This is a genomic window from Myxococcus sp. CA023 (genome assembly GCF_010998615.1).
Lineage (GTDB): Bacteria > Myxococcota > Myxococcia > Myxococcales > Myxococcaceae > Myxococcus.
The window spans coordinates 64,940-80,069 of the sequence record NZ_JAAEAH010000041.1 but is presented as its reverse complement, the minus strand read 5'-3'; the positions used below and the strand labels follow the sequence as shown (position 1 = coordinate 80,069).

Here is a 15,130-nt window from a genome sequence, read left to right as displayed (position 1 = left end):
GGGCGAGGGGATGGGTGTTCCTCCTGGGATGCCCTCGCGGCCATTGGCGCAGCCGGGAGCTCCGGTGCCTCCGGGGATGATGGGGGCTCGGCCTCCGTCGTCTCCTGGGCCTCAGGCGGTGGCGGGACCTCCGGGCATGGTGGGCGCGCCGCCTGGGCCGGGTGCGTCGATGCCGCCGGAGGGGGCCGGAGTTCGGCCGCCCTCAGCGACGGGACTGCCTGCGGTGCATGGAGCGCCGAGCGTGGGGACTGCTGGTCCGCAGGTTCCTCCGGGGATGCTGGGCGCATCGCCGTCGTCCGCGCCCGGAGGGATGGCTGTTCCACCAGGGATGATGGCGGTACGTCCTCCGTCCGCGACGGGACTGCCCGCGGTTCCTGGGCCACACGGTCCGGTGCCACCAGGCATGGCGGGCGCACGGCCTCCGTCCAAGACGGGTGTACCGGCAGTGCCGGGGCCTCATGGGCCGGTGCCACCGGGGATGATGGGAGCACCGCCTCCGGCGACGGTTTCGGCGGGGGCTCCGGTGCCACCGGGGATGATGGGCGCACAGCCTCCGGCGATGGTTGGAGCGGGTGCTCCGGTGCCTCCAGGAATGATGGGGCATCGGCCTCCGTCCGCGACGGGACTGCCTGCGGTGTCGGGACCTCCTGGCATGGCGGGTGGTGCGTCCGGACCTGCTGTGCCAGTTCCTCCCGGGATGATGGGACATCGCCCGCCGTCCGCGACGGGGCTGCCCGCGGTGCCGGGGACTCATGGGCCGGTGCCGCCGGGAATGATGGGAGCACGGCCTCCTCCCGCGCCCGGCCTGTCCTCCGCGCCCGGGCCACAGGGGCCGGTCCCTCCCGGGATGATGGGACATCGTCCGCCGTCCGCGACGGGCCTGCCCGCGGTGCCGGGGCCTCATGGACCGGTGTCACCGGGAATGGTGGGAGCACGCCCCTCGTCGTCGGGCCTGCCTGCGACGCCCGGGCCTCATGGGGGGCCGGTGCCACCGGGAATGATGGGAGCACGGCCTCTGCCCGCGCCCGGATTGCCAGGGTCGCATGGGCCGGTGCCTGCGGGGATGATGGGAGCACGGCCGCAACCTGCGCCTGGGCTGCCTGTGCCTCACGGGCCGGTGCCTCCGGGGATGATGGGCGCGCGACCGCCGTCGTCGCCGGGACTGCCTGCGGTGCCGGGGGCTCGCGGGGCGATGCCACCGGGAATGACGGGCGCACCGCCTTCATCCGTGCACAGGGTGGCCCAGGCTCCTGGGCCTCACGGGACGATGCCCCCGAGAATGACGGGCGCACCGCCTCCGTCCGTGCACGGGGTGCCCGATGCCCCTGTGCCCCCCGGGGCGGTACCACCGGGAATGAGGGGCGCATCGCCTGCGACTGCGCACGGGGTGCCCCATGCCCCCGTGGCTCTCGGAGCATTGCCTCCGGAGATGACTGCTGGGGCTCGGGCTGTCGCCGGGCCGGGGATGCCCCGTCCTCACTCGCCTCACGGACAGACGCCTCCGGGCACAGTGCCCGTACCTCCGGCCGCCGGTGGCCCGCCTGTGGCCTTGCAGGGCGCACCCACGCCGGGCATGGCGCAGGGCCTGTTGAGTGGACCGCCCGCGCAAGTGTCCCCGACGCCGCCTTCAGGCGTGGTCGCTGCGCATCCAGCGGGCATGCCGTCGCAGCTCCCCAGGGGGATGACGCCTCCCGGAGCGATGCCGCCTCCCGCGTCACTGGGGGATGCACGGCCCGTGGAAGCGAACATGCCAGTCCCTGGCAATGCCGCTGCGGAAGCTCCACGGACCGATGAGCCAGCCGAGACTCCTCCAGCGGAAGCACGCGCTGCCCCGTCCTCGGCTGCCGCGGATGGAACGGAACGTCCGTTCCACCTCGAGCCAGCCCTGGGGGCTTCGGTGTCGAGCGGTGTTTCCTTGGCGCCGGACCTCGATTCAAGCCGGATGCCGGTTCCTCCCGGAATGTCGCCCGCGGTTCATCGCGGGCACGGTGTCTCGCCTGCTCCCATCGCGACTGAAGGACGAGAGTCCCCCCACGAGCGCGGCGCGGCGCCTCAACAGGGTGGCATCCCTGCTGAGGTGCCGGGTCAAGAGCACGTGCCGTCTGCCGTCGACACGAGTGGGGCTCCTGCGCGGACGTTGCCCACGGACTCTGACGTGGTGTTGGACGTGGATGCCGTCGCCGTTACGGCTTCCGACGTGGTGTCGGCGACCCCTGTCGCGACCGAAGGTGCGTCGTCGGTGGACGTGGAGGTGCCTCCCGAGACGCCAGGCCGCACAGATGCCACGGTCGTGGTTGAGCCGGTCATTGACACCGACGCTGCAGTTGGGCTTCAGGCAGTAGACGAAGCCGCTGTGGTGATGGCAGAGGGCACCGGCGCGGCATCGGGTGGCGTCGCAAGCAAAGCCGTTGGAGTGACGGCAGCGGACGTCAGTGTGGAATCGGGCGCAGTGGAAACCGAAGCCGTCGCGGTTTCGTCGGACACTGCGGTCGCTGCGGACGCGGTCCTTGATGCCACTGCAGTCGGTGCCGCTGACTCAGCGCCAGATGTCACCGTTGAGGCAACTGCGACTTCCGAGGCACCGGAGAGCGGCGTTGCGTCCGTTGTGGCGCATGCCGTCGATGTGGCGGTTGCGGCTTCCGAGGCTCAGGCAATTGTGCTGGAGGCAGCAGATGTATCAGGTGCTCGGGCCGAGGAACCGTCGGCCAGCCCCATTCACGACGAACCGAAAGCAGTTGTTGAGGCATCGGTAGCAGGCGCGGCTACCGCTGAGTCGGAAGCAGCCAGTGTTGCGAGTCCGGACGTTGAAGCTGTAGCCGCATCCGCTGTGTTGGACGCTGCCAATGTCGCCACCTCAGGCGTCGATGACTCGGCGGCGGGTGCATCCTCCTCCGCGCAGGATGTTGCTGGTGATGCGAATGCGGTCTTGGCCGTATCGGCGGCCGGTGCCGTTTTGGCACAGCCGGACGACTCCGTTGGGCCAGGTGCGAGCGTTGATACTCCCGCCGCAACCACCGAGGCCAACTCGACCTCGGATGCACATGGTGCCGCTGCTGCCGCGCCGGATGTCTCCGGTGGTTCGAGTGGCATTCGTTCGGTTGGCGCCGAGCCGCAGGCTGCCGGTGTGAACGATGCGGCACCCGAAGCGTCCGCCCTTGGCGAGTCGTCGACGGCATTGGGTCCTCAGGGAACCGTGGAAACAGCAGCAGCGGCCCTCGACCGTGAGCACGCTCCGTCGTCCACGAATGAAGGTGTTGCCGTTGCTGAACCGGCCCCGGGACAGGCAGCAATCCAGGCCGAGACGGTCTCGTCTGACACGGAGATTGCTGCCGATGCTGTCCTCGCCTCGTCCTCGAATGTGGAAGGTGCAGCGGTTCCCTTGCCGGGCGTTGACGCACATCCGACCGCAGAAGTGGTGTCGACCGCCGAGCTGACGGATGCGTCCGCTCCAGGGCCGGATGCTGGGGCCTCTCAGCACGCGGCCGCCTCTCCAACTGGGTCGCCGAACGCTGACGCTTTGAGCGCGGCGGGCTCGACGTCGCCCGATGATGTCGCGTCCGCGGATTCGATTCCCGAACCGGAAGGGACTGAGCAGCCTCCCAGTGTGGAAGCGCTGCCGGAGGCCTCGCAGGCCCACTCCGGTCCAGTCCTCGCGGGAGAATCCGTGGAGGTCGCGTCGTCGTTGGCGTCCACGACGCCAGCCGAAGCGCAGCGTTCAGCCGAGCCCGTCATCGTGGCCGATGCCGTTGGTCATCCCACGGCTCAATCCGCTGCAACCGAAACGCTGGCAGGCACGGAGCCTTCCGAAACCGCAGCGGCGAACTCGGAACTCTCGAGCGATTCAGCCTCACCGGCCCCGCAGGAGCCAGTCGCGGTCAGCCCGTCTGCGGAGGCGACTCCGACTGCCACCGTAGACACCCCAACCGCCGTGACACCGAGCGATGCGCCTGACGGCTTCGCGGAGGCGGCTGCGGCAACCACAGAAGCCGAGCCAACTCCGTTCATCGATTCCGCTCCCACCGCCATGCCATCCACGGGCGAACGGGCCGCGCTGCCCTTCGGCGAGGTGACGCAGCCATTCGGCCTCAAGTTGGACCTGGCGGCCATCGCCAGCGAGTCCGACCCGACGGCGGAGGATGCTTCAACAGGCAAGCACGCGGATACGCCAACGCAGGACACCCCGGCGCCGCGCAAGGCACGTGGCTTCGTCGTCGCGGAGCATGGCGAACTGCTCACCACCCCTGTTGCCCCCGCGGCCAGCCTCGACGCCACGGAGCCCGCCGCGCATGGCGGCGCTCCCTCGCCCTTCGTCGAGACACCCGAATTCACGCCTCCACCCGTCGCCCCCACGCCCCGGGCGCCCATTGAACTGGATGACCTGTCCGGCGCATCCGACGAGCCGATGCAGCTCGCCTCGACGTGGGAGTTCGTGGGTTGGCAGGGCGGCGATGACGCGGGCTCCATTGGCCACGTCCCGGAGACGACCTGGGCGGACCGCGTTGTGGACCTCGACGGCCCGGCCATATCGCCCACGGCGACCGAAGTGCCTCTGGCCTCGGCGTGGGACTTCATCGAGCAGCCATGGCAGCCCACTGCGGCGGATCCTTCGGAAGTCATCACCACGCTCCTGGCCTCGGCGGCCAGCGCGGCCACGGAAGGGCCCGTGGGTGGCCCTTCCGTGACGGCGGAGCACGTGTTGTCGGCGCTCGACGTCGTGAGTACCCAGGGTGCGCTCGGCAGGGTGGTGCTGGCGTACTGCGCGGGCCGTTTTCAGCGCGCCTTCCTCCTGGGCGAAAGCCTCGGCCTCGCGCGGGTGGGGCATGCCTGGGGCCCGGGCAGTGACAGCGCGGCGGTCGCCGGACTCAAGGTCGACCTCGAAGCACCGTCCCTGCTGCACACCGCGATGACGTCCGTGGGTGCCAGCGTCTTCGAAGCACCGGCCTGTCCCCAGGACGAGGCCATCTTCGCCGCGCTGGGCGGTGAGGGAGCTTCGCGCCTGGCCGTCATCGCCATTCGGAACCGGGGCCAGGCGGTGGCGTTCATCGTCGCGGACCATGGCGCGGAGCCCATCGCCGCGCCCGCGCTCGATGAACTCACCCTCATCGCGCAGAAGGCCTCCGAGGCCTTCTCCCGTCTCCCCACCCGGAGCGCCTGAGCGCGAGCCGGAGGAGGGGAGACGCAAAAAGGGCTCCGGAGCCAGGTGCTCCGGAGCCCTCTTCACTTCAAGAACGGCGCGTCGCGCTCAGCTGCAGCCGCTGGTCGCGCCGCAGTTGCTGCATTTGTAGCAAGCACCGCTGCGCACCATGATGGCGCCGCAGGTGTGGCATGGCGGAGCATCCGCCTGATTCAGCCAGGTGGACCGCTTCGAGGCGTGGGCGTCGGACCGCTGCACCGAAGCCGTCTGCGCGGGCAGGGCTTCCCGCTTCGGTTGCACGTCCACCCGGTCCAGCACCGCGTCCTCTTCCTCGTTCGGCAGGAACTTCAGCTCCAGCCAGCGGAAGATGTAGTCGGTGATGGACTTGGCGATGGGGATGTCCGGGTTGCCGGTGAAGCCGCTGGGCTCGAAGCGGGTGTGGCTGAGCTTGTCGACCAGCACCTTCAACGGCACGCCGTACTGGAGCGCCAGCGACACGCTGGTGGCGAAGCTGTCCATCAGCCCGCTCACCACCGAGCCTTCCTTCGCCATGACGATGAACAGCTCGCCCGGCAGGCCGTCCTCGTACATGCCCACCGTCAGGTAGCCCTCGTGGCCGCCGATGGAGAACTTGTGCGTGATGGAGCGGCGCTCGTCCGGCAGGCGTCGGCGGACCGCGCGGGGCTCCGGCTGGACGGCGGGGGCGGGCTCGGGGGCCACGGTGGCCTTGGCGGCGCGCGTGTCCTTCACCGTCTCCTTCGACGTGTTCAGCGGCTGCGTCCGCTTGCACCCGTCGCGGTACACGGCGATGGCCTTGAGGCCGCGCTTCCATGCCTCCAGGTACGCCTTCTCGATGTCCTCCACCGTCGCGTCCGACGGCATGTTCACCGTCTTGGAGATGGCGCCGGAGAGGAACGGCTGGCAGGCCTCCATCATCTGGATGTGGCCCATCCAGTGGATGCTGCGCTCGCCCTGGGCCGGCTTGAAGGCGCAGTCGAACACCGGGAGGTGCTCGGGCTTCAGGTGCGGCGCGCCCTCAATGGTGTCCTGCTTGTCCAGGTAGCTGATGATGTCCTGGGACTGCGTCTGCGGGTACCCCAGCTTCTCCAGCGCCAGCGGCACCGTCTGGTTGACGATCTTCAGCATGCCGCCGCCCACCAGCTTCTTGTACTTGATGAGCGCGATGTCCGGCTCGATGCCGGTGGTGTCGCAGTCCATCATGAAGCCAATGGTCCCCGTGGGGGCCAGCACCGTCACCTGGCTGTTGCGGAAGCCGTGTTCCTCACCCAGCGCGAGCGCGCGGTCCCACGCGTCCTTCTGCGCGGAGAACAGGCCCTGGCTCACACCCTCCGGGGCGATGTGGTACGCGGCCTTGCGGTGCTTGCGGATGACGCCCAGCATCGGCTCCGTGTTCTTCGCGTAGCCAGCGAAGGGGCCCTGCTTCTCCGCCAGGCGGGCGCTCATCGCGTAGGCCTCGCCGCACATCAGCGAGGTAATCGCGCCCGCGTAGTTGCGGCCCGCGGGCGAGTCATACGGCAGGCCGGACGCCATCAGCAGCGCGCCCAGGTTGGCGTAGCCCAGGCCCAGCGGCCGGTAGTCGTGGCTGTTCTTCTCGATGCGCTCGGTGGGGTAGCGCGAGTTGCCGACGATGATCTCCTGCGCCATCAGCAGGATGTCGACCGCGTGGCGGAACGCCGTCACGTCGAAGTCGCCGTCGATGGTGCGGAAGTGCATCAGGTTCAGGGACGCCAGGTTGCAGGCAGAGTCGTCCAGGAACATGTACTCCGAGCACGGATTGGACGCGTTGATGCGCGCCGTCGTCGAACACGTGTGCCAGCTGTTCACCGTGGTGTCGAACTGCATGCCCGGGTCGCCGCACAGGTGCGCGGCCTCGGAGATCTCCCGGAACAGGTCGCGCGCCTGGTAGGTGTCCAGCGGCTGGCCATCGCGCACCGACCGTGTCGTCCAGGTGGCGTCATCCACCACCGCCTTCATGAACGCGTCGGTGACGCGCACCGAGTTGTTCGAGTTCTGGAAGAACACCGACGAGTACGCCTCGCCGTTGAAGGACGGGTCGTAGCCGGCCTCGATGAGCGCCCAGGCCTTCTTCTCCTCGCTCGACTTGCAGCGGATGAACTCGAGGATGTCCGGGTGCTCGGCGTTGAGGATGACCATCTTCGCCGCGCGGCGCGTCTTGCCGCCGCTCTTGATGACACCGGCGAAGGCGTCGAAGCCGCGCATGAACGACACCGGGCCGGAAGCGGTGCCACCACCCGCCAGTAGCTCCTTGCTGCCGCGGATGGTGGACAGGTTGCTGCCCGTGCCGCTGCCGTACTTGAAGAGCATTCCCTCCGTGCGCGCCAGCGTGAGGATGGAGTCCATGTTGTCCTCCACGCTGTTGATGAAGCACGCGGAGCACTGGGGCTGTGCCTCCACGCCAACGTTGAACCACACGGGCGAGTTGAAGGACGCCTTCTGGCGCAGCAGCAGGTGCGTCAGCTCCGCGTGGAAGGCCTCGCGGTCCGCGTCCCGCGTGAAGTAGCCACCTTCCACACCCCAGTGGGTGAGGGTGTCCACCACACGCGCCACCAGCTTGCGCACGCTCGTCTCACGCTCCGGCGTGCCCGGCGTGCCGCGGAAGTACTTCGACGCCACGACGTTCGTCGCCAGCATCGACCAGGACTTCGGTACCTCGATGTCCTTCTGCTCGAAGACGGCCTTGCCATCCTCGCCGGTGATGCTGGCGCTGCGGTATTCCCACGCCAGCTCATCCGCGGGATCCACGCCCGGTGTCGTGAAGAAGCGCTCCACCGTCAAGCCCGTCGCCGCCACGCGCGCCTTGCGCCCGCCGCGCCGCTCCTTCCCGTTCACCGTGGACTTCGAGCTCAGCTCTTTATCCATGTCGCCACCCTCCGCGAGTTCACTGCGAGTTCTGATGCAAAATTTGCAAAACGCTAACGTCGCGAGATCCCGATGGATCTGATGGATCAGCCCGACGTGAAACGCGGGTGACATCAGAGCGGATTCGCGACGACGAAGCAGGGGCGCGCCCGGCCCCTCGGCTGTTCTTGGGAGATGCCCGCCAGACTGCCGGACGAGGCCATGGATAGACTCCTGTAGCACCTCCGTCAAAGATTCTATCGATACAACAGATGGTGTCCGTAAAGGTCATGCCCACCATGAATTGTGTACAGCCGTGAAGTGGGCGTCCGGTGTCTGCCTGCCTGCCCTGCTGCTACTGTGTTCAGCGAGGGAGCCCGATCTAGAGGGCCGCGCCTGCCCTGGCAACACATGCTTTGCAGTGCCTGAATCCAGATGGCGAGCCATGTATTGTCACTTCGAGCCAAGCGAGCGTGATCACTGGGAGACGTTTGCTGTGAGTCTGTGCACGACTCGGGAGGGTGCAACCGTGTTGATCCGCTAGGGGTGGTGGATCAGCCCCGTTGGCGGTCCGTTGGTGAACGAGGTCGTCGATTTTGGCCCGGACGCGCGTTAGGAGGCGGACATGGCTCCTCCCTTCCAGCGCCACGTCTTCGTCTGTACCAACCGTCGCCCGGACGGAAATCCCAAGGGGTGTTGCGCCTCCAAGGGCGCGGAGGAAGTCCGCGCCGCCTTCAAGGCGGAGCTCGACAAGCGGGGCCTCAAGGGGAGCATGCGCGCCAACGCGGCGGGATGCCTGGACACGTGCAGCTTCGGTGTCGCCGTCGTCGTCTACCCGGAAGGCACCTGGTATGGCGGCGTCAAGGTGGAGGACGTGAAGGACATCGTCGAGCAGCACCTGATGGAAGGCCGCCCCGTGGAGCGGCTGCTGATGCCCTTCTCCCGCAAGGCCGTCACTCCGGGCTGAAGCGCGTTTCTCGGTATTAACCCGAAATAGTCGACGCCTGCCTCTGTCTGCGTGAACCCGCAGACGAGCCGCGTGGAACCCTTGTCGAGAAGCCCGGGGCAGGCCTGCACCGGGCTTGGGCTCGGCATGTGTCCAGCGCGGCGAGGAGCACATGCATGCGTCGCAGTTGGTGGGCCTCTGGCCTGATCGCTACAGCCTTGTCCGTGGCTGGCTGTGATTCCGAAGTGCCGTCGTCTCACGTCCGGGACATGACGGCGTTCCAGGATGCGGCCCTGGCCGCGGAGTGGGTCGTGGGCGTCGCGTACTCCGTGGGAACGCGCGTCACTTATCAAGGGCGCCTCTATGAGTGCCGTCAGCCGCACACGTCCCAGGCGGACTGGACACCGGTGGCGGTGGCCGCGCTGTGGTTGGACCTGGGGCCCGCGGGCGGTGGTGAGCCGGACGCGGGCAGCGGCGGAACGGACGCGGGCACGGGCGGGGACGTCACCGCGCCCACCGTGGGCTTGAGTGCCAGTGCCTCGCGCATCATCGCCGCAGGGCCGTTGAGCCTGACGGCCACGGCGACGGACGACGTGGGCGTGACGCGGGTGGAGATTCTGGAGAACGGTGCCGTCGTCGCCACCGGCTCGCAGTTCAGCCGGGCCTTCAGCGGTTGGGAGCAGAACGGCACGTATGTCTACGCGGTGCGCGCCTATGACGCCGCGGGCAATGTGGGGACCACCACGCTCACCGTCGTCGTGGAGATTCCGGGCGGGCCGCCGCCAGGAGGAAAGCGCATCGTTGGTTACTTCACCGCGTGGGGCATCTACGCGCGCAACTACCACGTGTCCAACGTGCAGCCGTCCAAGCTCACGCACATCAACTACGCGTTCTCCAACATCTCCGGGGACGGACGCTGCATCCTCGGCGACCCGTTCGCGGACATCGACAAGAGCGGCGGCTGGCAGGGTGAGTGGGATCCCGGTCAGCTGCGAGGCAACTTCCGCGCGTTCAAGGAGATGAAGCGGCAGAACCCGCACCTGAAGCTGCTCATCTCCGTGGGCGGCTGGTCCTGGTCCACGCACTTCTCCACCGTGGCGTCCTCGCCTACCTCGCGCGCGGCCTTCGTGAAGTCCTGCGTGGACCTCTACATCCGTGGCCAGTACCCCGGCGTGGACCCCGTCAACGGCGAGGGCGTGTTCGACGGCATCGACATCGACTGGGAGTACCCGGTCGGCGGCGGCCTGCCAGGCAACAGCAACAGCCCCGCTGACAAGCAGAACTACACGCTGCTGATGCAGGAGTTCCGCAGTCAGCTCAACGCCGTCACCACGCAGACGGGCAAGCCGTACCTGCTCACCATCGCCACGGGCGCGTCGCCAGACCTGCTGGAGAACAAGCAGGAGACGAAGAAGCTGGCCGACGTGCTCGATTGGATCAACGTGATGTCCTACGACTACCACGGGGCCTTCGAGAGCACGGTGAACTTCCACTCGGCGCTCAATCGCGTCACGGGTGACCCGGGCGCGGCCACGGGTTTCTACACGGATGGCTCGGTGTCGAAGATGCTGGCGCTGGGCGTTCCGCCCGCGAAGATTGTCGTCGGCGTGCCCTTCTACGGCCGGGGTTGGGGCAGCGTGCCCAACGTGAACAACGGCCTGTTCCAGAGCGGCGTGCCCACGCGCGGCACCTGGGATGACGGCTCGTCGGGCCTGACGGGTGTGTTCGACTTCAAGGACATCAAAGCCAACTACGAGCGCTCCGGTTCCGGCTACACGAAGTTCTTCCACCCGGAGGCGAAGCAGGCCTACGTCTACAACCCTGCCACGGGCATCTGGATTGGGTATGACGACGTGCAGAGCATGAACGCCAAGGCGGACTACATCCTGAACAAGAACCTGGGCGGCGCGATGTTCTGGGAGTTGAGCGGTGATGACGGCTCGCTGCTCGATGCACTGGCACGGAAGCTGCGCTGACCCGGGCTGAACCTCTGACAGGCATTGTCGGCGTGTCGTGAAGCCATACGCCGAGGGACTTCTGTTCCCCGGCGTCATGGCGTTAGGGTTTGCCGCATGTCCTTCGCGGCAGCCGTCCTGCTGGTGGCGCTCTCCAGCTCTTCCGTGGCCGCCGAGCCGTGGACCGCCGTCGTCCGGGTGGCGTCCGACGAGGACACCTCCTTGCTCGTGCGAGTGAGGGGGCAGAGCAGCGATCTGCTCGTGCATCTCGAGGTCTCGTCCGGAGCGCCGCTCGGAGAATTTCGCGAGGGCCCATGGCTCGCGGCGGAACGGCTGGCCGGGCGCCACCAGGCCCGCGCTGTCCTCTGGTTCGTGCGAGAGGGCAGCGACGTTCGCGTCCAGGTGGCGGAGTTCGACAGTCGGCGTCTGTTCTCCCGGGCCGCGCGGATGGGGCAGTCGCCAGGCTCCCTGGAATGGTCCACGGGGGCGGAGGCGCTGGCGCTGGCTGCTCGCTCCGCACTGCGCGCGGTGGAGGCCGGCGCGCCGCTGGGTGACGTGGTGGAGGTGGCGCTGCCGCGACATGCGTCGAACGGCGAGGAGGTTGGACCCGGGGATGACACCGTGGTGGCCCGTCACATCGGGGAGGTGGCCTCCGGTGATGGGGCCGCGCTGAGGCCGCCCACGTCCACGTCCCCGGGTGAGGCCGTTGCACTCGCGGAGAAAGGGGCCTCGGCTTCCGCGCGGGAAGGCGTGGCGTCACCTCGCGAGGGATTGCGTCCGGCTTCGGCCGAGGAGCACCGAGCGCACCAGATGTGGCTCTCGTTGGGGGGCCATGCCGCGCTGGATGGGTACACGCGCACGGGCCACCAGGGGTTGGTGGTGGGCGTGGGATGGCAGCCGGGCTGGTGGCGGCTGCGAGCGCAAGTCCTGGCCAGTGTGCCGACCCGGCTTCGCGATGCCCGGACGGAGTTGACGCTGGGGCAGCATGCGGCGTCGGTGTGGGCGGGGCTGCCCTGGGCGGCGGCGGAGCGACTGGACGTGGAGGCTGGGCTGGGCGCGGGCGCGGTGGTCTTCACCCGTCGGACGCAAGCGCTGACGGAGGAGGTGGAGGCGGCGCCTCCGGGCACGATGCTGGCCCTGCTCATGGGCCCCGAGCTCCGCGCCCGTTGGCGGATGGGGGCGCGTGTCGGCCTGGAGGCGAGCATGGCCGCGGAGGTCCTCCTGGGCCGGCCCGAGCTTCGCTACGCCATCGACGGAAACTTCGTGTCACGCGGTGCGGGTTGGGCCGTCCGCCCCCGGCTGGGGTTGGCGATGGTGGTTTTTCTGTGAGCGCCGATGACCCGGTGGGCCGGGTGCCGTCCTCCATGGCGGCAATGAGGAGCTCGGGCTCACACGCAGCGGACCCACGTCGTGCGGCGGAAGACCCTCGCATCCAGGCGGCCATCCAGGGCGAGCGAGAGGCGACCGGGGCTTTGTTGATGGAGCTGCTCCCTCGGGTTCGCAACCTCGTGCGCTACCTGGTGCGCGGGGATGGGGACGTGGAGGACATCGCCCAGGAGGCACTCATCGCCCTGGTGCGAGGGCTGCCGTCGTACCGCGCCGAAGGCCGCTTCCAGTCCTGGGCGGACCGGGTGGTGGCGCGGACGACGTTCGCGTGGCTGAAGCGCTCCCGAGGCCGGGATGCCCAGCACGCGGATGCGCCGGTGGAGCTGGTCGCGGTTCCCTCCGAGGATGCCCTGCCGGACGAGTATGTGCATCGCCGGCACATGGTGACACTCCTGGATCGGCTTTCGAATGAGCAGCGGCATGCACTGGTGTTGCATCACGTGCTGGAGTTGAGCGTGCCGGAGATTTCGACGGAGCTGGGCATTCCCTTCGAGACGGTGCGCAGCCGGCTCCGCTTGGGGCGGACGGCGCTGCGCTCGCTGGCGACCGCGGAGGGAGACGGAGGGGAGGAGCGGGGATGAGTGACTTCAGGGAAGAGAGGGATGACGCCCTGAACGCGCTGGTCCTGCCGTTGGACGAAGGCGCGGGGCCGGCCCGACGCATCTCCCGGGAGCGGTCGGCGCGGATGGTGCTGACCGCGTTGGAGGCAGGCACGTTGGTGGCGCGGCCCGCGCCCCGGCCACGCGGCAAGCGGCCTCCCGTGTGGTTGATGACGGGCGCGCTCCTCGTCGCGGGCGCCGCCGCGGCAGCGGTCTGGAGCTTCACACGCCCGAGCCGGGCGTCGACGACGCGGGCTGAGACGGCTGCGCTCACGGAGCCCCTGCGGTTGGACACGGAGTCACAACGGAGCGGCAGCGGAGCGGTTGACGCGGCCCCCTCGCGGTTGGATACCGTGTCAGACGAGGCTGCGCCCGAAACGCCGGTGGTGCCTGCCGCGTCCATCGCTGAAGCCGAGGGAGCGGTCGAGCCGGTGCGTCCTCGCGCGCCACCGGCCACCGTGAAGTCGGCTGCGCCGGAAGACCTCTTGCTCAAGGCAAATGGGCTCCGTTCCGAAGGGCGGTGGAAGGAAGCCGAGGCGCTCTACTTACGCATCATTCGCGCCGAGCCATCATCGCTCGCGTCATACGTCGCGCGCGTCGCCTCGGGCTCGCTTCGACTGGAGCACCTGGGGGACGCGCGAGGCGCCCTGCGTCAGTTCAAGGCGGCGCTTCGCATCCAGCCGCGCGGTGTGCTCGACCAGGAAGCGCAGCACGGAATCGCCGAAGCGCACCGTGTTCTCGGCAACCGGGACGCGGAGCGCAGCGCGCTGGAGTCCTTCCTCTCCACTCATCCGGATTCGCCGCTCGTGCCGTCGGCTCGCGCGCGCGTTCGAGAGCTCACCGCGCCATGAACGGGCGATGGACGTTGGCGGTGCTACTGGCGGCCTCGATGGGGAACTGCACCCGTGGGGACCTGGTAGCCACCGTCCAGTCGCCGGACGCAGGACACGTGGGTTCCTCGGCGGATGCCGGTGGGCCCGATGGCGGTGAGCCGCCCGCTGACTGGGAGGCGTACTGCGCGGGGCGTGGGCCTCCGGTCGTCGTGGGCGATGCCGATACCGATTCGCAGGTGTGCAGTGGGCGTCTGGCGGAGCGAACCTTCCGTCACGCGCTGTGCACCTGCGAGGGGCTCGCCCTGGGGGCGTCCTTCGAAACGGATGCCTTTCACGGCACCACGGGGACGTATCAGTCAGGAGGCGCGGGGGGCGATGTCGGGGTGAATGGCGCGCTGTCGGCCAATGACGCGGTGTCGGTGGGAGGCTCGCTGAGTATTGGCGGCGCGGGAGGAGCCCAGCTCGGGCAGACGTTTCGCGTGGGCGAGGCGTTGCACTGCGGTGGTCCGCTTACCGGCAACCCAGTCTCGGCCACCGTAGTGAGAGACGCCCGCGTACGCGGTGACGTCGCGTTGCCCGCCTTCAGCGTCGGTGGCGTGCTCACGGTTCCAGCGGGCCACACGTTGGGGCCGGTGCAGGCCGCCGAGGTCCGTCGCGAACCCGTGGACCCGGTCAGCCCCTGTGCGTGTGATGCGGCGTCACAGGTGGATGTCTCCGGCCTCATCGCCCGGCACGTGCTCGACAATGACAACGCGGCCATCGGCCTCGATGCCACGGCGATGGAGGACATCGAAGGCGAGCGTGCGCTGGAGCTGCCGTGTGGCCGCTTCCTCCTGACGCGCATCACCGGGACGGGCCGCGCCACGCTCACGATTCGCGCGCGCACGGCCCTCTTCGTCGAGGACGTCGTCGACCTGGGCGAAGGACTGTCAGTAGACGTCCAGGCGCCTGGAGAGCTGGACCTGTTCCTCGGGGGCGCTGTCGCGTTGGCGGGACCGCTCACGTTGGGGTCCACCGCCACGCCTTCTCGCGTGCGAGTGTACGTCGCGGGCTCGAACGTGTTGGCGCTGTCCGCGGGCAGCATCCTCGCGGGCAATCTCTATGCGCCCCGCGCCGCACTCAGCCTGAGCGGGGGGGCCGAGGTCTTCGGTTCCGTGTTCGTCCGTCAAGTCGAGGCTTCCGGGCCGCTCCGACTGCACTACGACGCGGACATTCGCGATGCAGGCGCCGAGTGCAGGGACGACTGAGACGCACGCCACCGGCCCTGCGTATCCGTGCCAAGCCGCCGTCGTTTGTTCGAAGGCCCTGAGCCCTGGAGTCCGGCATCGCGCGCGCAGGGGCGGCGGCTCGATGCTCCTGTCCACCGCCTTATTCGGACTGCACCCCACGGGTGGCTG

General features: G+C 68.9%; 8 protein-coding genes. 7 read left to right on the top strand and 1 reads right to left on the bottom strand.

Annotation, left to right across the window (positions count from 1 at the left end):
• Positions 1-4,024: 4,024 nt before the first annotated feature.
• Positions 4,025-5,155 (top strand): general secretion pathway protein GspE, encoded by a 1,131-nt coding sequence (locus F8M74_RS19280; RefSeq protein ID WP_228560482.1) that lies wholly within the window; start codon positions 4,025-4,027, stop codon positions 5,153-5,155.
• An 87-nt stretch (positions 5,156-5,242) separates the two neighbouring features.
• On the opposite strand, the gene F8M74_RS19275 is transcribed toward F8M74_RS19280, so the two are convergent.
• On the bottom strand, positions 5,243-8,035 hold the full coding sequence (locus F8M74_RS19275; RefSeq protein ID WP_141256099.1) for a vitamin B12-dependent ribonucleotide reductase: 2,793 nt from the start codon (positions 8,033-8,035) through the stop codon (positions 5,243-5,245).
• A gap of 604 nt (positions 8,036-8,639) precedes the next feature.
• Between F8M74_RS19275 and F8M74_RS19270 the strand changes: the two genes are divergently transcribed.
• The 6 genes from F8M74_RS19270 to F8M74_RS19245 all read left to right on the top strand — a co-directional run bounded on the left by F8M74_RS19270 (position 8,640) and on the right by F8M74_RS19245 (position 14,980).
• On the top strand, positions 8,640-8,981 hold the full coding sequence (locus F8M74_RS19270; protein ID WP_141256097.1) for a ferredoxin: 342 nt from the start codon (positions 8,640-8,642) through the stop codon (positions 8,979-8,981).
• A gap of 155 nt (positions 8,982-9,136) precedes the next feature.
• On the top strand, positions 9,137-10,936 hold the full coding sequence (locus F8M74_RS19265; RefSeq protein WP_141256095.1) for a glycosyl hydrolase family 18 protein: 1,800 nt from the start codon (positions 9,137-9,139) through the stop codon (positions 10,934-10,936).
• A gap of 96 nt (positions 10,937-11,032) precedes the next feature.
• A complete protein-coding gene (locus F8M74_RS19260) occupies positions 11,033-12,244 on the top strand; it encodes a hypothetical protein (RefSeq protein WP_141256093.1) in 1,212 nt (403 codons plus the stop codon).
• A 44-nt stretch (positions 12,245-12,288) separates the two neighbouring features.
• Positions 12,289-12,882, top strand: coding sequence for an RNA polymerase sigma factor (locus tag F8M74_RS19255; protein ID WP_163973292.1), 594 nt, complete (start codon positions 12,289-12,291; stop codon positions 12,880-12,882).
• On the top strand, positions 12,879-13,751 hold the full coding sequence (locus F8M74_RS19250) for a tol-pal system YbgF family protein (protein ID WP_141256091.1): 873 nt from the start codon (positions 12,879-12,881) through the stop codon (positions 13,749-13,751). The genes F8M74_RS19255 and F8M74_RS19250 overlap by 4 nt, the downstream gene beginning before the upstream one ends.
• Positions 13,748-14,980, top strand: a complete 1,233-nt coding sequence (locus tag F8M74_RS19245) for a hypothetical protein (protein WP_141256089.1) — start codon at positions 13,748-13,750, stop codon at positions 14,978-14,980. Before F8M74_RS19250 ends, F8M74_RS19245 begins: the two co-directional genes overlap by 4 nt.
• Positions 14,981-15,130: the final 150 nt, after the last annotated feature.